An 18,433-nucleotide genomic window follows, 5' to 3' on the forward strand; every position below is an offset into this window, starting at 1 on the left:
TCTGGCCAATTCTATATTGAATAGAATTGGCCAATTTTTTTTCAATTATTTAAACGATCTGCTTATGTTGAGCGGGGAACGTTAGGCTTTTATGTGAAAAATGAAATTTGATAGTAGCTGTTAAAAGAAAAAAATTCCAGGTCATTATTTTTGGTTGGATTTCAAATGTTTTTTAAATCTCTCTTTAGTGCTTTTTCTTGTTCAATAGGATTTAGGTCAAGGCTTAGTTTCTTCTCTAAATCTTCTATCGTTGACTGATCCAGTTTGAAGGTGTCCATGATAGTGAGTAAAAGTTGCGCCGCAGCAATAGAAGCTTCATAAGTACCATCAATTAAAAGGTCTACAAAAAATGGAAGAGCGGTCTTGCATTGGGAAAGGGAATATTGGGCACAGGATTGCACTAGAAATGAATGGATGTGATCCAATGATTGGTCTTTTAACTGTATTTGCAACCATGGGAATATCCGGTCATCTTTAAAGTTGTTCACCAATGTTGTGATCAATAAAGTTTTTTTTGCTGCCTCTTTTGTTGTGGCAATTTGCTCCATTAATGTCTTGACCAAATCATTTTTCTGAAATATAATTTCTTTTGTATGGCTCATACTTTGTTAGTTGAACTAAATAATACGTAAGCTGATAGTTAGGGTTTTAGTTTTTGACTTCTGAATGCGATTTATACATATAGTAGATGGTTTGAACGATTTTTTAGGTTTTATGAAGGATTTTAAACATTTGGATTGCTAATATTTCCCTAAAATAGCAATTAGTTTATAGGGGTGTCCAAGGCTTATGGGAAGTTTTAAATTTGACTGTAAGAGGCACTGTTGAGTTTATACCATAATTGGAATGATAATTCAGAATAACAAGGCCCCTAAGAAGACTCTCAATTGTAAATTAAATAATAAACCTTTTAAAATGACCAGATCAATATTAGTGCTGATGATTGTTTTTTTGCATTCATCGGTTTTTGGACAAGGGAATAATAGTGAAAAAACCAATATTGTTTTCTTTTTGGCAGATGACTGTACCAAATGGGACTTAAGTACCTATGGAAGTAAGGATGCCATAACCCCCACAATTGATTGGTTAGCAGAAAATGGATTGAAGTTTAATAGGGCCTACCAAAGTGCTCCAATGTGCTCCCCTACTAGGCATGCAATTATGACGGGAATGTATCCTGTCAGAACGGGAGCCTACCCAAATCACACCTATGTCCGCGAAGATGTAAAATCAACAGTGGATTATTTAAATCCATTAGGTTATAGAGTTGCCCTTTCAGGGAAAAGGCATATCCTTCCCAAGGAGGTTTTCGATTATGAGTATTTGGACGGGAGTGAAACAAGGGAGTTGAATCCTGATTTCAATAAGATTGATGCTTTTTTAAAAGATGCAAAAGCCAAAGAGGATAATTTTTGTCTGTATGTGTGTTCGACAGAGCCACATAGCCCTTGGAATCGAGGGGACACTACCTTATTTGACAAAGAAAAAATTACCTTACCACCTTATTTAGCAGATACAAAATCTACACGAGAGAGTTTTAGAAACTATTTGGCTGAAATCAATTATATGGATGGCCAAGTAAAAAGAGTTTTGGAATTGCTTAAGGAAAATGATTTGGATGAGAATACGCTTTTCGTCTTTTCCAGTGAGCAAGGCAATAGTTTCCCCTTTGCCAAATGGACATGTTATAATGCTGGGTTATCCACTGGGATGATTGCCTATTGGCCAGGAAAAATCGAAAAAGGAATGCAGTCGGATGCGCAGGTGGAATATATTGATTTGCTGCCGACCTTTATTGAGCTTGCTGGAGGAGAAAATCCAAAGGGTTTAGATGGAAAATCATTAGTCCCTTTGTTGAAAGGAAAAGATTCTAGTGATTTTAGGAAATATAACTTTGGTATACAGACCAGCAGAGGGATCTATTTTGGACCAGAATATTATGGGATCAGAAGTGTCTCAGATGGGGAATATCGTTTGATCGTAAACCTTTCACCTGAAGTTCCATTTAAGAATTCAGTAACAGAAAGGGATAAGTTTTTTAAAGAATGGATCGCTTCTGATGATATCCAATACCAAAATTTGGCACATAGATACCAGTATAGACCGAAAATCGAACTTTATAACGATCAAAAGGACCCTTATAATCTAAATAACTTGGCAATACAAGCAGGGTATGGAGAGAAAATTAATGAGCTGTATGGATCCTTGATGGAGTGGATGGCTTATTGTGGTGATCAGGGATTAGAAACGGAATTGCGCTCATTAAAGCATATGCGCTTTAATATAGATGATGAAAAAATGATCGTGAAGATGAACTTCAGTCCCAAACAAAAGAATGGCAATATTACTGTGGAAAGGAAAGGCTATTATACTTTCTATGTGGAAGGAGATGCAAGTATTTATGTGGATGGAGAGCTGATTGCCAAGGGGCAGGAGGGAAAGTTGAAATTTGGAAGGTACGGGGTGATAGGCCTTGATCAAGGGAACCATATAGTCGAAGTAAAAGGAAGTGAGGAGCAGGCTAAAATCTTCTGGTCGGGGCCTGAACTAGCTAGAAAAAATCTCAAACTATAGTTGAAAAATTAAACCAACATATGGCATCATTAACCTGATTGTTGATAGTCCAAAAGCCAAGGAATTGGATTGGAAGAAGAAAAATGAATTTTATAGAATGACTAAAAACAGCATTAAGAAGATCAGGATAGAGGGGAAAAGCTAAGTAAGAAGCTCTATAATTTAAATAATCACCATTTAGAAATGAATCCATTTTGGGGCTTTATTTCAATTAAAGAGCAATTAATAATTAACCTAAAAATTACGATGATAAGAATCTTAGTTTCAGTTGTCCTTTTGGTATTTTCCAGTTTTGGTCTGAAGGCCCAAAGTTGGCAACCAGTAGGAGATAAAATTATCACCAAGTGGGCGGAAGAAGTTAGCCCCGACAATGTTTGGCAAGAATATCCACGTCCTCAAATGAAAAGAGATCAGTGGCTTAACCTGAACGGACTTTGGGAATATGCGATTACCTCAAATAGGGCTGTAGCACCTAAGGAATGGAAGGAAAATATTTTAGTTCCCTTTGCTTTAGAAACCCCGCTTTCCGGTGTAGGTCTTCGAATCAAGGCTGATGAAGTGATTTGGTATAGAAGGACATTTGATTTTGATCCCAAAAAGGACGAAAATCATTTATTGAATTTTGAAGGTGTGGATTATAAGTGTATGGTCTGGGTCAATGGACAGTTAGCAGGGTCACATATCGGCGGTAATTTGCCCTTTTCCTTTGACGTTTCCAAACTGATGAAGGAAGGGGAAAATGAAGTGAAACTGAGGGTAATTGATGGTACGGACGATCCAGATCTTTACCAGCTCCGAGGAAAACAGAAGCGGGATGGTCGAGGAATTTGGTATTCCCCATCATCGGGTATATGGTCTACTGTGTGGATGGAAAGTGTTCCGAAGACTTATGTCCAATCAGTAAAAATCCTGGCCGATATGCATGGAGAATTGATAGCAGAAGCAATCGTAGGTGGCCTAAAGCAGCCATCAGGCCTGAGGATTACCGTATTGGAGGATGGAAAAGAAGTCATGAAGAAAAATAGCTCTAGCCATGAGGTAAGAATGAGCGTGAAGAACGTGAAGTTATGGTCGCCTTCATCTCCGCATTTATATGACCTTTTGGTAGAGTTGGTTGGGGAAAATGGTGAGATTTTAGATAGCATAACCTCCTACGCCGGATTTAGAAGCGTGGGCAAGGAATGTGATGAAAATGGCAACTGGCAGTTTACGCTCAATGGAGAGAAGATTTTCCATTTAGGTCCATTGGATCAAGGATGGTGGCCAGGAAGCTTTTTGCTCCCCCCTTCAGATGAAGCGATTGTTTGGGAGATGGACTATCTGAAAAAGGCAGGCTTCAATATGATCAGGAAACATAAAAAAGTCGAGCCTCGTCGCTATTATTACCATGCTGACCGGATGGGATTCCTGATCTGGCAAGATCAGACCTCCGGAGGTAGTGGAGGAAGTGAATGGCCAAAATGGAAAAAGCTTAAAGCCCTTTCCAAAGATTATAGCCCAAGAAATAATAATTGGTGGGATGGGAACGAAGATGTATTGAATGCTGATTGGCCGGATTGGGCCCATGAACAATATATGACTGAGCTCAAAACGATGATTGATGTTCTTTATAATCATCCTTCAGTGGTTGTATGGACCACTTTTAATGAGCGTTGGGGGCAGCATCGTAGTATGGAAGTTGGGAATTGGACCAAGAAATATGATCCTTCCAGATTGCTTAATATCGCCAGTGGAGGCAACTTTTTCGAAGTTGGGGATATTGCCGATGAACATAATTATCCTCATCCATTATTTCCATTGGAAGTACCTTTGTATGATGATTATATCAAAGTAGTTGGTGAATATGGGGGACATGGATGGCCAGTAGAGGGGCATATTTGGGACACCTCAAAGGACAACTGGGGCTATGGAGGACTTCCAAAGACCAAAGAGGAATATATCCAGCGTTACGTGAAAAGTAGCGAGATCCTTGGGGGCTTAAAGAAAAAAGGAATCAGTGCTGGTGTTTATACGCAAACCACCGATGTGGAAGGCGAGATAAACGGCCTGATTACTTATGATCGTAAGATTATGAAAATTAGTCCTGAGGATTTATATAAAATTCACAAAGAAGCTGGACTTGTAGATTAAAAGCTATTATTCAAAGGAAAGTAACTACTTCTTCATGAATTAACTGAAGATGAATATTATAGCTAAAATATGAAAAGAAAAGCATTGATGATATGGGGCCTTATAGGTCTTTTGCTTATCCAGGGAAATTGCTTTGCCCAGTCCCAAGTACCAGATCCTTTATTTGTGGATCCCAATTGGCATGGCTCCTGTGATCCAGAAGTGATTTACAATCCTGCGGATGGACATTATTATATCTATTATACCTCCAGAAAACCTCTCCAAGAGAACACCTACTTGGGAACACCCTTGGGAGTCATCCGGTCCAAAAACTTATCTGATTGGGAATTTTTGGGCTATTGCAAATTTGATGGCGTCGGTGGAACTAAAAATGCTGAAGCAACTTATTGGGCCCCGGCCATTATTGCTCATGATGGATACCTTCACATGTTTGTGACGTGGAAGCCTGAATATGAACTGGTCAATGAATCCTATTTTGGAGGTCCCGGAAAAATCATTCACTATAAAACAAGCCAGAAAGACCCCATTGATGGCTGGGAAAGAATTGGCGAGGTGCATGATCCGGCTTTGAATTCATTAGACGCGACGGTGTACAAAAAAGATGGAAGTTATCATTTATGGTACAAAGCAAAGAAGCCAAAAGAAAAAAACCAGCTCTATCACCTTTCCTCTAAAGATATGGACACTTGGGAAGATCAGGGTTTTTCTAAAAGTGATGTTTTTAATGCCAGTGCAACTGGTTCGGGATTTGAAGAAGCGCCATATGTTTTTAACTGGAAGGGAAGCTATTGGTTGATTACCGATCCTCATAAAGGACTTTTTGTATATAAAAGTAATGATGCTGAGAACTGGAAATTTCAAGGAACCATTTTGTTAGAAGATGGAAAAAGAAAATGGGATAATTCAAGGGCACGTCATCCAAGTGTAGCGGTGATAAATGACCGGGCCTTTATTTTTTATCATGTAGAGCCGTGGCGAGAATACAAAGGCCAGCCAGCAACCAAGCAGGCCTTGTCCAATAGAAGGTCCGTAATTCAAATGGCGGAGTTGAAAATAGAAAATAGTATCCTAAAGTGCGACAGGGATTCAGAAATAAAATTGAATAAATTATTTAGAATAAATAAAGAATGAAGCAGTTATTGAAAATTTTAAGTCTATTTTTAATAGGCTTTTTTGGAAAAAATGAGGGTGTTTGGGCTCAGGAAAAACCTAATGTGGTCATCATATTTATTGATGACATGGGGTTTGGGGATTTATCTTCATTTGGTAATCAAGTAGTAGCAACTCCCAATATGGATGCTTTGGCAGAAAGGGGACTGAAATTAACCAATTTTTATGTCAATTCGCCTATTTGTTCTCCAAGCCGGACGGCATTGAATACTGGATTTTATCCATTGAAGTATAAAATTCACTCATATCTGGACAATAGTACAAGAAACGCCCAAAGAGGAATGAACAATTGGTTGGATGCAGATGCCGAAACCATGGCAAAGGTATTCAAGGAAAATGGTTATCGAACCGGGCATTTTGGTAAATGGCACTTGGGTGGAGGCCGTGATGTAGGAGATGCACCATTGCCTCAGGCCTATGGTTTTGATCAATCGCTGGTAAGTTTTGAAGGGCTTGGGGATCGTTTGTTGTTTAAAAGGGATGGACTTTCAAATGCGAGCAGCAAGCTAGGAAAAGGCCAGATCAATTGGGTAGAAAAATACCAGTCAACAGGGATTTATGTAGACAGTGCACTGAGTTTTATTGGAGCCAATAAAAAGGATCCTTTTTATGTACACCTTTTCCCCAATGACGTGCATGATCCACATTTGCCTATGAATGGAAGCGTAAAGAAATATAAGAAGATAGCCCGTTCAGATGCTGAGGCAAGGTTCTTTGCCATTTTGGAGAATTTGGATGAGCAAGTAGGTCGCTTTGTAGATGGCTTGGAAAAGATGGACAAATTGGATAATACCATTATCGTTTTTACCAGTGACAATGGTCCTACTGATTGGGCAAGCTATTACAATAACGGAGAATATCCTCCTGGATTTACTGGTGGCTTTCATGGAAGAAAGTGGAGTCTTTATGAGGGTGGTATTAGGATGCCTTTCATTATCAGCTGGCCAGACAAAATCCCAATGGGAGCGCAAGATAATAAGACAGTGATGAGCGCAGTGGACTTAAAACCGACCTTGTTGAAATTGGCGAATCTGAGCAATCCCCAAGTTGGAGATGGCCAGGATAGGAGTGCAGCGATGCTTGGGGATCCAATGGACCAGCATAAAGCCATTATGTGGGAGTATGCCAGCTCTGTAGGTGGTAGTATATTGCCGGGACATGATAAAAATATCTCTCCTAATCTCGCCATTTTGGACAATGGATGGAAATTGCTCATCAACGCAGACTCTACCAAGGCGGAATTGTACCATTTGGAGAAAGATCCATTTGAAGCTAGAAATTTAGTCCAGCGGGAAGTAGAAAAAGCAAAGACCTTGGCCCACAAATTACTGCAATGGAGAAGGGGATATGAAGTCCCATTAAAATAGAAATAATCAATTAATTAAGCCCAAAATCCAAAATGAAAAAGAGTTCAATAGGAATTTTGTTTGTGGTCTGTTTTCTGCTGTGTATTGCACCTTTAATAGCACAGCAGGAGAAACCTAATATTATTGTATATTTATCAGATGATCTGGGGTATTTGGATACTTCTCCCTATGGGGCAGAAGTAGTGGAGACGCCCGTCTTGCAAAGCCTCAGTCAGGAAGGTATGAAGTTCCATAATGCCTTTGTGGCAACCCCTTCTTGTGCACCAAGTAGGGCCGCTTTGCTGACAGGTTTGTTGCCAGCGAGAAATGGAGCCGAAACCAATCATTCATTTCCAGATGAGGGAATTCCCTACCTTGTCCAAAACTTCCAGGACAATGGATATAAAGTGTATGCTTTTGGGAAAGTGGCTCATTATAAGGGGAATAGTAAATGTGGCTTTGACTACCATCATGATGAGCAGGTAAACCTTGAGAAGAATATCAGGCACTTTTTTGATTCAGTGAAGGTGGATGGACCTGTCTGCCTATTTGTGGGGGATAGAAGGCCGCATGTGCTTTGGACAAAGCAGATGGACTATAGTCCCGAAGAAGTAGATTTACCACCATATTTTATTGATACCAAATCTACAAGGGAGCACAGGTCCCGATATTATACGGATATAAGTGGATTGGATAGTGAAATGGGGAGGGTATTAGACTATCTGGACCCGAAATTTGGGGTAAATACCCTGACACTTTTTACCAGTGACCACGGCGCACAATGGCCTTTTGGAAAATGGAATTTATATGATGCTGGGATCAGAACACCTTTGATTATTAAATGGCCAGGAGTCATCCAAGCAGGTTCCGAAACTGATGCAAATGTGAGTTGGATAGATATCTTACCAACATTACTGGACATTACTGGTGCTGAAACACCAAAAGGTTTGGATGGCCAGTCTTTCAAGAAAGTTCTTGAAGGCAAAAAAAATCATTTTAGGGATGTCATCTACACTACTCATAGTGGCGATGGAAAATTCAATATCTATCCTATTAGAAGTATAAGAACAGACCAGTACAAATTGATTTGGAACCTGGTCCCTGATGCTTATCATACCAATCACTCTGATATCTTAAGAAACGATGGAGCAGGAGCCTTTTGGAACTCTTGGGATGAACAGGCTAAAAAGGATCCAAAAGCTGCTGCAATCATTAAAAAGTACTATCAGCGGCCTGAGTGGGAGTTTTATGATCTTCAGGCGGATCCCAATGAGCAAGAAAACCTGATCAATGATCCGGGTTACAAAAAAGAGATTAATAAGCTCAAAAAGAAATTAGACCAATGGTTGGATGAGCAAAATGATCAGATGAAAATTTATAGGGAGTCCTACCGTGTCGGAGCACCTAAACCTAATGCCCAATCCATAAAAACCATCAAATAATGAACCTATTGAACAGATCTTTTGCCTTTTTCACCCTTCTAATATTACTTTCTTGTAAGGGACAAAATGAAATGATGGAGGCCTATAAAAATCATGATAAAGCCATTTATGTAAAGAAAGGCTGGATCAGAGATCCATTTATCTATTTGGATGGGGATGGTTATTATTATTTAACAGGAACTACACCTGTGCCTAATGACCCTCAAGAAAAAGAAGAGCCCTATAATACTGGTCTTGATAAGTCGAATCAGGAAATTTTTGGCACCCCGAGTGTCGTGGGAGGAAAATTGCGGGTCTGGAGAAGTCTGGATTTGATGGATTGGGAATATTTGGGAGAGCCATTTACACTGGATAAAGGCTATTGGGCTGAAAAGTTTCCTGAAAAATTTGAGGAAAGTTCACCGGATGAATGGAGAATTTGGGCTCCAGAACTTTATCATGTAGATGGAAAGTGGATATATGTGCATACTACACCAGGTCCAGTTAAGGGAGGTGCCAATTTAGCTATTACAAAAGACAAGGAAATGAATGGTCCCTTTTCTTTTCCTATGGGTGATGATATGAAATTTAAACACGATCCATCACTTTTCAAGGATGATGATGGGATATGGTATCTTTTATGGGGTAATACCACAATAGCTCCGATCAAACCGGGATTTCAAGGCTTAGCTGCTGAGCCTGTTCGGATAGATCCCTCAGACAGGGTAATTGGACATGAAGGGGCAACTATCCGTAAAATTGGTGATAAATATGTGCATTTTGGGACGGCATGGTCAACAGATGAAATGCGAAAAGGATCTTATAACCTTTATTATTGCACTGCTGATAAAGTAACTGGACCCTATGGCCCAAGGCAGTTTGTCGGCCGCTTTTTAGGACATGGTACACCTTTTCAGGATAAAGAGGGAAGATGGTGGTGTACCGCTTTTTATAATGGGAATGTGCCTCCTGTTAGTAAGGATGGGATTCAGGATAGGGATTTGGGAGAAACTGCCCAAACCATCAATGAGCAAGGAACGACTATTGTCCCACTGGAAGTTAAAATATTGGATGATGGTGAAATTTATATTCGGGCAAAAGATCCTGATTATGCCAATCCCGGTCCAGATGAGGCCCAGCAATTTCAATAATTAAGGATTACCGAAAAAACAATGAAAGAAAAAGGCAATTAAGCCACTGTTTCTGATGAGCAATTTTACTGTCTTGTTATTATGGTGTATTGACCTGATTCTTAGTTGGATATTTGAATTTTGATAAGTTATTATTACAAGTTTGAAATATGAAGAAGAATAAAATTTCATCAAGTTTTTTAGCAGTATTACTACTATGTAATTTTGCATGTTCTAAAAGTCCTCAGAAGGGATTACAGCAAAAGAAACCCAATATTATACTGATCATGTCAGATGATATGGGCTATTCAGATTTAGGCTGTTATGGAGGAGAGATCAATACGCCCAATCTTGATAAATTAGCTAAAAACGGATTACAGTTTACACAGTTTTATAATTCTGCTAGATGTTGTCCCACTAGGGCTTCCTTGATGACTGGTTTGCATCCCCACCAAACTGGAATTGGTCATATGACCAATCCACCGGGTAATCCAACAGGGCATAATTATGGGATTCCTTCCTATGAGGGAAGCCTTAACGAGCAATGTGTAACCATAGCGCAGGTCCTTAAGCCAGCAGGTTATCATACTTTGATGACGGGAAAATGGCATTTGGGAACTGATTTTGAAGATTGGCCATTGCAGAGGGGATTCGATAAATTTTATGGGTTTATTCCAGGTGCAGGCAACTTTTTTAGACCTAAGCCACCTAGAGGGATAACTTATATGAATGATACTATAAGTATTACCGACCCTGATTACTATACCACGGATGCCTTTACCGATAAAGCGATGCAATTTATCGATGAAGCCCAAGCTGAAGATAAGGAAAAACCTTTCTTTTTGTACTTGGCCTATAATGCGCCTCATTGGCCTTTACAGGCTCCAAAGGAGGATGTGGAAAAGTACAGAGGTAAGTACATGAAGGGCTGGGGAAAACTAAGGGAAGAGCGATTTGCTAGAATGAAAGAAATGGGCTTGATAGATCCCAAATGGGAGCTGACTGCCCAAGATGCCAGAAGCTGGGATGAGCTCGCTGCAGATAAAAAGGATGAAATGGATTACCGAATGGCTATCTATGCCGCTATGGTAGACAGGATGGACCAGAATATTGGGAGACTGGTGGACTATTTAGAGAAAAAGGGAGAGTTAGAGAACACCATGATCGTGTTCCTCAATGATAATGGAGCATGTGCAGAATTTGATGAGCTGGGTAGTGGACCTGCCGCCCAGCTAGGTACGAAGGAAGGGTATATATTGTCATATGGACGTGCATGGGCTAATGCTTCAAATACCCCTTACAGGGAATATAAACACTGGATGCATGAAGGAGGAATGGCAACTCCTTTTATAGTTCATTGGCCAGCTGGAATAGAAAAAAGGGAGGGTAATAAGGTCAATCAATATGCTTATTTACCAGATGTTATGGCCACTTTTAGTTCACTCGCAGGAGCGGAATACCCTAAGGAATTTAAAGGAAATACGATAGCTCCATTACAGGGTAAAAGCATACTTCCCACATTAAGTGAAACTTCTAAACCTGTGCATGAAGAAGCAATTTTCTTTGAACATGAAGGGAAAAAAGCTGTACGAGATGGTAAATACAAGCTGGTTTCTAAATGGAATAAGGAAAGTGAATACAATTGGGAACTCTATGATATGGAAGCTGATCGTACTGAAACAAATAATTTGGCATTAAGCATGCCAGAGAAGGTGAAACAAATGAGTGAAATGTGGATGGAATGGGCAGATGAAAAGGGGGTAAAGACATGGACAGAGATTAACGAATTGCGTAAGAGAAAATGAACTAAGGTCCTTTTCATGGATCTTGATCCAATAAAAAAAGGCTTGGGAAATATTTCCCGAGCCTTTTTTTGTTTTTGATGATGTGATTTTTCGACGTGAAATAGGCCAATAGGAATATCTGATCTAGTATTAATATAATGATGAAATAAATGCTTATATTAATCATTGAAAAGTATAATTATTTCATGCTATTTAAATATTAAATAGCTTTCAGCTAATTCTCGATTTTACATTTTTTCAATTTGTTTACAGGCTGGGGGCCATGCGTATTTTAGCCCCTATTGGACTTAAGGTCTTATCAAATGTTTTTGGGTTTGAATTAGTCTTCCCAAGGATATGATTACAATTATTCCCAAGCATTAAACGGGGAATTAATCATTTAACTTTCAATCTCAAAATAACCATTATGAGCAACTTTACACAAAAGTATTTGCTGGCTGTGGTATTATTGTTTTATGCAGCGACAGCCTATGCGCAAAACATTACTGTTTCAGGAACGGTGACTGATTCGGAAACAGGAATGACCATTCCCGGTGTCAATGTTATTGAATTATCTACCAAAAATACGGATAATGTTAACGGAACTGCCACTGATATTGATGGGCGCTTTGAAATTTCCGTGCCTTCAAATGCAAGCCTTAGTTTCAGTTATTTAGGGTATGCTACACAGAATGTTCCAGTAAATGGAAGAACCACCGTTGATTTGGCTTTGAGCCCTGATCTTTCTAACCTTCAAGAAGTAGTGGTGATTGGTTACGGCCAAGTGAATAAGAAGGATTTAACAGGCTCTGTCAGTAAGGTGGAGGGAGCACAGTTGGAGAATCTACCTGCCGCAAGGGTAGACCAGACCCTTCAAGGAAGAGCTGCAGGTGTTCAAGTTTCACAGATTAGTGGAGAACCCGGCGCGGCTCCTACCATCCGGATTCGTGGAGGTAATTCTATTCAAGGTAATAATGAACCCCTGTGGGTTATTGATGGAATTATTGTTGGTACGGATTTTAACCTGAGTAATATCAATACCAATGATATACAGTCCATAGATATTCTAAAGGATGCAGTAGCGGTATCTATTTATGGTACTAGGGGAGCAAATGGAGTGATTTTGGTCACCACCAAAAGCGGCGCTGGAGCTGGAGGAGGGACTAAAGTTTCCTTTAATGCTTATTATGGGGTTCAGTCCATGGTGACGAAAGTCGACTTTTTGGATGGACCACAACATGCCGCTTATGCCAATGAGGATGCTGAATTCAGGCAATCTGCACTGCCTTTCATAGACCTGGATAATGTGCCCAATGTAGATTGGATAGACCAGGTTAGTCAAAATGGTGCCGTTCAAAATATTGATGTTTCCATTTCAGGAATGTCGGAAGACAGAAAGGTGAATTATTATGTCTCAGCCAATTATTTTGATCAAGAAGGATTGATAAGAGAGACAGGTATTAAAAAGTATATTTTCAGGGCCAATATGGATAATCAATTGTCCGATTTGGTGAAAGTTGGGTTTCGGGTAAATGTGTCAAGGCTGAAAAATGAAAATAGCAAGATTAGCTTTTCCAACTTGTACTTATCTACCACACCGACACGGGCCATTTATGATGATGAAGGTAATTTTACGGCACTGGACCCTATTACTGATGGGGTGACAAGGAATTTTGAAGCAGATTTACAAATGCGACAAAACTATAATTTGGTAACCAATATCCTAGGGAATATTTATGTTGAACTGGAACCTTTGAAAAACCTTACTTTCAAAACTACTTTTAGTCCTGAAATCAATAATTTCAAACAAAATGTTTTTAACCCTGGGGCCCTACCCAATAATTTGATCCTTCAAAATGGCGGGGATGCAGCAGTAAGTACCTCATTGAGGATGGGCTATATTAATGAGAACACGCTAAATTATATCAAGGATTACTCCAATGGCAATAGACTGACCGCCTTGGCTGGGTTTACCCTGCAGAAAACTGAGTTTGAATCCAGTGTGTCCAGGGCTTTTAGACTGTCCAATGATGTTACTGGTTTTAATAACTTGGGCTTTGGGTCCGATCCAACAAGGAATGAGGTAGGATCCAGTTATGATGCCTTCCAATTGGTTTCATGGTTGGCTAGGGTAAACTATTCCATAAAGGATAAATACTTATTTACAGTAGTAGGAAGGGTAGATGGTTCTTCAAGATTTGCTCCTGAGAATAAATATGCGTTTTTCCCTTCTGGAGCTTTTGCCTGGCGGTTAGGTGATGAAGAGTTTATCAAGAACCTAGGTATTTTCAGTGACTTGAAATTTAGGACCAGTTATGGATTATCAGGAAGCCAGGCAATTCCTTCTTATAGGACATTGGCTATCTTAAATGCTGCCAATACCACTTTTAATGGGATAGAGAAACCAGGTGTGGTACTTGGAAGACCTGAAAACCCAGAGCTAAAATGGGAAACAACCCGACAGCTTGATATTGGTCTGGAAATGGGCTTCTTAGAAGGAAGATTAAATTTCGAGATGGACTTTTATCAAAAGAACACCCGAGATCTGCTCCTTAATGCTCAGCTGCCAAGACAGACCGGCTTTGTAAGCAAATTACAGAATATCGGTAAGGTGCAGAACCGCGGGGTAGAATTTTTGATCAACAGTGTCAATATCAGCAAACCAGACTTCAAATGGTCCACTAATTTGACCATTTCCCATAATAACAATAAGGTAGTTGACCTTGGAGGGGTTGATTTTATAAACTTGGCTACTCCAGCCCAACAAGGGGGAACCGGAGCAAGATTGATTGTAGGCGAAACCACTCCTGTATTTACCGGTGTGCGCTATCTGGGAACGTGGAAATCACAGGAAGAAATTGATGAAGCTGGAATAGGCGGAGATCATGATGTGGGAGGTCCAAGGTTTGAGGATACCAATGGAGACAAGCAAATCACTGAGGACGATTTTATCGTCTTGGGAAGTCCCCAACCTGATTTTTATTTCGGTATAGGAAATACTTTTTCCATTGGGAATTTTGACCTGGATTTCTTTTTTCAAGGAACTTATGGCAATGAAGTTTTTAATAGTTTAACACAGACGGCACTATTTGGCCGGCCAGAAACCACCAAATATGCAGAAACACTTGACCGCTGGACGCCAGAAAACCCAACTTCTGATATCCCCAGAGCAGGTACTGTTGCCGCACTTTCAGAGGTTTATAATAACTCAGCGATGATCGAAGATGGTTCCCATATCAGGTTAAAGAGTTTGAGAATGGCTTATAATTTCCCTATGGAAACCAGTAAGTTGGGTGGACTTACCGTGTACATTACAGGAAATAACCTGTTTGTACTATCGGATTTTAGACTGAAAGATCCTGAGACTAGCCAATATGGTAGAAACAGTGATAATCTTTCCATGGGATTCTCGCAGGGACAGTACCCTACATCGAGGACAGTGGCCATAGGAGCTAAGATCGATTTTTAAGGGTGAGAATAGCTGAAATGACCATTCCAGATTGTTTTAATCGATTGAAGTCCCCGATTAATGGGACGATGGACCAAAAAAGATCTAAAAAATGAAATATATAATAAGAAACGGAATAACAGCCATAATAGCCTTGATAATGCTCATTGGTTGCGACAGCTTTTTGGAAGAAAAGCCAAAGGACATCGTATCTCCTACAAATTTCTTCAATACACCCGCTGAATTTGAGTTGGCGGTCGTAGGATTGTATAATATTTATAAGTTAAACTCATTGCATGGCAAAGTGGGGCTGGACAGGTATTATGAAAATGGTGCTGATATCATTGGTCCCAATAGGGTTTTTGACCAAGTTGAGCCTACGCAGAACTATACCTTGAGCGAAAGTAATATCAGTGCTATTTCCCAAGGAGGTGGAGCACCATTGACATGGCAAAACCTGTATGCCATAATACTTAATTCAAATACCATATTGGAACAGTTGGATTTAAATGAAGCCTTAAGTGATGATGAAAGGGATTATTTTCGGGGGCAAACCTTGTTTTTAAGATCTTATGCCTATTATCATCTTACGAATCTTTGGGGAGATGTGCCCTACTATAGAGATAACTTGCCCATTTCTGAAATCCAAGGCTTAGGAAGAACTGATGCTAATCAGATTAGGAGTGATATTCTCAATGATCTCCAGGCAGCTCAGGATTTATTGCCTGATAGTTATACTGGTGACGATTTGGGGAAAGCAAGTAAATGGACTGCAGCTACAGTAATGGTTAAACTTTACCTAATTCTGCAAAACTGGCAAGCAGCTAAAAACAAAGCAGAGGAAATCATTAATAGCTCTCCGCATCAATTGCTAGATGATTATGCAGCTATATTTGATCAGTTCAATGAATACAATTCAGAGAATATTTGGGAAATAGATTTTGTGAAGGATGTTCGTTCGACTGATTGGGTGGATCACTTTACACCGCGTATTAGGGACGAACCTAAGGATCCAACCCAAAGGGCTGCGCTCAGTGCAGCCTTGGCAGCAAGAAATGAAGGGTTCACAGGATATGGCCTTGCGATACCACTGCCTGGTTATGTCAATGATTTTCCTCAGAATGACTTGAGAAGGACTTCCAATATTACTACTAATTACCTGGGGTTTGAAATGAACTTTCCATATATGCCTAAAATGTGGAATTTGGATCAGATCAACTCCCCGAGGGGAAACCATGGGGATAATAAAATTATTTTCAGATTGGCGGATGTTTATTTGATGGCGGCAGAAGCCGAAAACGAATTAAATGGACCTACTGCTATTGCTTATCAATATATCAACCGGGTTAGGGAAAGGGCTTATGAACCAGACATGCCCTTGTCAGGTTTGACACAAGCTACTTTCCGTCAGGCCATATATGATGAGAGAAGATGGGAATTAGGTGGTGAAGGGCATCGCAGGCTTGACCTTATACGCTGGGGGATTTTAGAAGAAGTCGTGAAGAATACCGAGTACCGGGTTTGGAATCCTGCTGATAATATTCAACCCTACCACGTGCTTTTACCCATTGCTACTGAAGAGTTTGTGCTGAATCCAGCATTGTTGGAATCTGATCCTAGCAATAATGGGTACAGGTGATTTATAGAAGAAAAACTAGATAACAGAATAGCCTGATTTAAAAGAAATCAGGCTATTCTGTTAGGGTAATTTTGTTATTGCTGGAAAATGATTTAGGTTATTTTTTTGGCAGAAATAATTCATAATATTTATACAGATACTAAAAATCAATTATCCCAATAAAGGGTACATTTGATTGGTTAACGATTACAAATTTCAATAAATCATGAAATATATTTTGATCAATGCCTCCAAGTCTTTACTGGTGGCCGCACTTGGTAGCTTCATTTTAGCTAGCTGTTCAGGAAAGCAGCAGGCAGAAGAAGAGAACAACTCTCCAGTCAAACCTAATATTATTTATATCCTTGCGGATGATATGGGCTATGCAGACATAGGGGCTTATGGGCAAGAAAAAATAGAAACGCCTAATCTTGATAAACTGGCTTCCACTGGGATTAAATTTACAAATCACTATACAGGGAGTACAGTCTGTGCCCCATCCAGATCAGCATTATTGACAGGGCTTCATACTGGACACACACCTATCCGTGGAAATAAAGAATATCAACCAGAAGGCCAGGAAGCCATGCCAGATTCGGTTTTTACGATCGGGACCATGATGAAAAAAGCTGGATATATAACCGGGACTTTTGGTAAATGGGGTTTAGGGTTCGTAGGCACTACTGGAGATCCCAATAATCAGGGAATGGATTATTTCTTTGGATATAATTGCCAGCGTCAGGCCCATAGATATTATCCTAATTACCTATGGGAGAATGACCATAAAGTTACTTTGGAGGGCAATGGATGGATAAATAAGGAAACCTATGCCCAAGATGTAATCCATGAAAAGACACTGGCCTTTATAGATCAACATAGGGGCGAACCGTTTTTTATGTACGTTCCTTTGGTAGCTCCCCATGCTGAATTGGCCTCGCCAGATACAGCTACCATCAATAAATACCGAGAAAGATTCGGTGATGAGAAAGCCTATGTGGGAAAAAAAGGTGCTGACTATGGAGAGGACTTGGTAATAGGTATGTATCAGTCCCAAGAATACCCTAGGGCCACCTATGCGGCCATGGTGGAAAGGATCGACCAATATGTGGGAGAAATCATTGGAAAACTGGAAGAAAATGGATTGACAGAAAATACCATCATCATGTTTGCCAGTGATAACGGCCCTCATCAAGAGGGGGGCAATGACCCGGATTTCTTTGATTCCAATGATGGCTATAGAGGTTATAAAAGAGATTTGTATGAAGGAGGAATCCGTACAGCTTTTGTCGTAAAATGGCCGGGAAAAATTGAAGCTGGTAGTCAAACTGATCATGTGTCCGCCTTCTGGGATGTTTTGCCGACCATAGCCGAGATTATTGGTTACGAGCAATTGCCAGCGCTAGATGGGATTTCATTTTTACCTACCTTACTTGGAAGAGAAGAACAAAAAGAGCACAATCATTTGTACTGGGAATTTGTGGAGCAGGGAGGAAAACAAGCTGTTCGAAAAGGGGATTGGAAAGCTGTAAAACTTAATGTGAAGAAAAATAAAGATGCACCTATTGAGCTATACAATTTAAAGAATGACCCTGGGGAAGAGAGTAATATAGCTTCGGATCATCCAGAGGTAGTGAAAGAGATGAAATCATTAATGGAATCATCACATATTACCAATCCTACTTTTCCTTTGTTCGCATCTGAAGGGGAGGAGGATCAAAACCTATTTATAGTAGATTAAATCTCGAAGTTTGTTATAGCTTTTACCGAATAAAATGGATTGATCTGAAATCTAAAAATTAAAGAAGCCAACCT

At 39.9% G+C, this 18,433-nt stretch carries 11 protein-coding genes; 10 read left to right on the forward strand and 1 reads right to left on the reverse strand.

Annotation, left to right across the window (positions count from 1 at the left end):
* Positions 1-161 precede the first annotated feature (161 nt).
* Complete coding sequence (locus tag H7U17_RS03980) at positions 162-602, reverse strand: hypothetical protein (RefSeq protein ID WP_186755098.1); 441 nt, start codon at positions 600-602, stop codon at positions 162-164.
* Positions 603-915: 313 nt separating this feature from the next.
* On the opposite strand from H7U17_RS03980, the gene H7U17_RS03985 reads away from it, so the two are divergent.
* The 10 genes from H7U17_RS03985 to H7U17_RS04030 all read left to right on the forward strand — a co-directional run bounded on the left by H7U17_RS03985 (position 916) and on the right by H7U17_RS04030 (position 18,359).
* Positions 916-2,574 (forward strand): sulfatase family protein, encoded by a 1,659-nt coding sequence (locus tag H7U17_RS03985; RefSeq protein ID WP_230981257.1) that lies wholly within the window; start codon positions 916-918, stop codon positions 2,572-2,574.
* A gap of 246 nt (positions 2,575-2,820) precedes the next feature.
* A complete protein-coding gene (locus H7U17_RS03990; protein ID WP_186755100.1) occupies positions 2,821-4,704 on the forward strand; it encodes a glycoside hydrolase family 2 protein in 1,884 nt (627 codons plus the stop codon).
* Positions 4,705-4,773: 69 nt separating this feature from the next.
* A complete protein-coding gene (locus H7U17_RS03995; RefSeq protein ID WP_186755102.1) occupies positions 4,774-5,835 on the forward strand; it encodes a family 43 glycosylhydrolase in 1,062 nt (353 codons plus the stop codon).
* On the forward strand, positions 5,832-7,241 hold the full coding sequence (locus H7U17_RS04000; protein ID WP_186755104.1) for a sulfatase family protein: 1,410 nt from the start codon (positions 5,832-5,834) through the stop codon (positions 7,239-7,241). Before H7U17_RS03995 ends, H7U17_RS04000 begins: the two co-directional genes overlap by 4 nt.
* A 32-nt stretch (positions 7,242-7,273) precedes the next feature.
* Positions 7,274-8,662 (forward strand): sulfatase family protein, encoded by a 1,389-nt coding sequence (locus tag H7U17_RS04005; RefSeq protein ID WP_186755106.1) that lies wholly within the window; start codon positions 7,274-7,276, stop codon positions 8,660-8,662.
* The gene (locus H7U17_RS04010) at positions 8,662-9,792 is read left to right on the forward strand and encodes a family 43 glycosylhydrolase (protein WP_186755108.1); all 1,131 of its coding nucleotides are present in this window, start codon (positions 8,662-8,664) and stop codon (positions 9,790-9,792) included. Before H7U17_RS04005 ends, H7U17_RS04010 begins: the two co-directional genes overlap by 1 nt.
* Positions 9,793-9,941: 149 nt before the next feature.
* The gene (locus tag H7U17_RS04015; RefSeq protein ID WP_186755110.1) at positions 9,942-11,576 is read left to right on the forward strand and encodes an arylsulfatase; all 1,635 of its coding nucleotides are present in this window, start codon (positions 9,942-9,944) and stop codon (positions 11,574-11,576) included.
* A gap of 406 nt (positions 11,577-11,982) precedes the next feature.
* Entirely contained in the window at positions 11,983-15,024 is a 3,042-nt protein-coding gene (locus tag H7U17_RS04020; protein ID WP_186755112.1) for a SusC/RagA family TonB-linked outer membrane protein, read from the forward strand.
* 91 nt (positions 15,025-15,115) lie between these two features.
* Positions 15,116-16,642: a RagB/SusD family nutrient uptake outer membrane protein gene (locus tag H7U17_RS04025; RefSeq protein ID WP_186755114.1), complete on the forward strand. Its 1,527-nt coding sequence runs from the start codon at positions 15,116-15,118 to the stop codon at positions 16,640-16,642.
* A gap of 205 nt (positions 16,643-16,847) precedes the next feature.
* Entirely contained in the window at positions 16,848-18,359 is a 1,512-nt protein-coding gene (locus tag H7U17_RS04030; RefSeq protein ID WP_186755116.1) for an arylsulfatase, read from the forward strand.
* Positions 18,360-18,433: the final 74 nt, after the last annotated feature.

Source organism: Echinicola salinicaeni (assembly GCF_014280965.1).
GTDB lineage: Bacteria > Bacteroidota > Bacteroidia > Cytophagales > Cyclobacteriaceae > Echinicola > Echinicola salinicaeni.

Coding starts and splice junctions, on each gene's coding strand:
- H7U17_RS03980 (WP_186755098.1), bottom strand. CDS start 602: ATGAGCCATACAAAAGAAATTATATTTCAGAAAAATGATTTGGTCAAG.
- H7U17_RS03985 (WP_230981257.1), top strand. CDS start 916: ATGACCAGATCAATATTAGTGCTGATGATTGTTTTTTTGCATTCATCG.
- H7U17_RS03990 (WP_186755100.1), top strand. CDS start 2,821: ATGATAAGAATCTTAGTTTCAGTTGTCCTTTTGGTATTTTCCAGTTTT.
- H7U17_RS03995 (WP_186755102.1), top strand. CDS start 4,774: ATGAAAAGAAAAGCATTGATGATATGGGGCCTTATAGGTCTTTTGCTT.
- H7U17_RS04000 (WP_186755104.1), top strand. CDS start 5,832: ATGAAGCAGTTATTGAAAATTTTAAGTCTATTTTTAATAGGCTTTTTT.
- H7U17_RS04005 (WP_186755106.1), top strand. CDS start 7,274: ATGAAAAAGAGTTCAATAGGAATTTTGTTTGTGGTCTGTTTTCTGCTG.
- H7U17_RS04010 (WP_186755108.1), top strand. CDS start 8,662: ATGAACCTATTGAACAGATCTTTTGCCTTTTTCACCCTTCTAATATTA.
- H7U17_RS04015 (WP_186755110.1), top strand. CDS start 9,942: ATGAAGAAGAATAAAATTTCATCAAGTTTTTTAGCAGTATTACTACTA.
- H7U17_RS04020 (WP_186755112.1), top strand. CDS start 11,983: ATGAGCAACTTTACACAAAAGTATTTGCTGGCTGTGGTATTATTGTTT.
- H7U17_RS04025 (WP_186755114.1), top strand. CDS start 15,116: ATGAAATATATAATAAGAAACGGAATAACAGCCATAATAGCCTTGATA.
- H7U17_RS04030 (WP_186755116.1), top strand. CDS start 16,848: ATGAAATATATTTTGATCAATGCCTCCAAGTCTTTACTGGTGGCCGCA.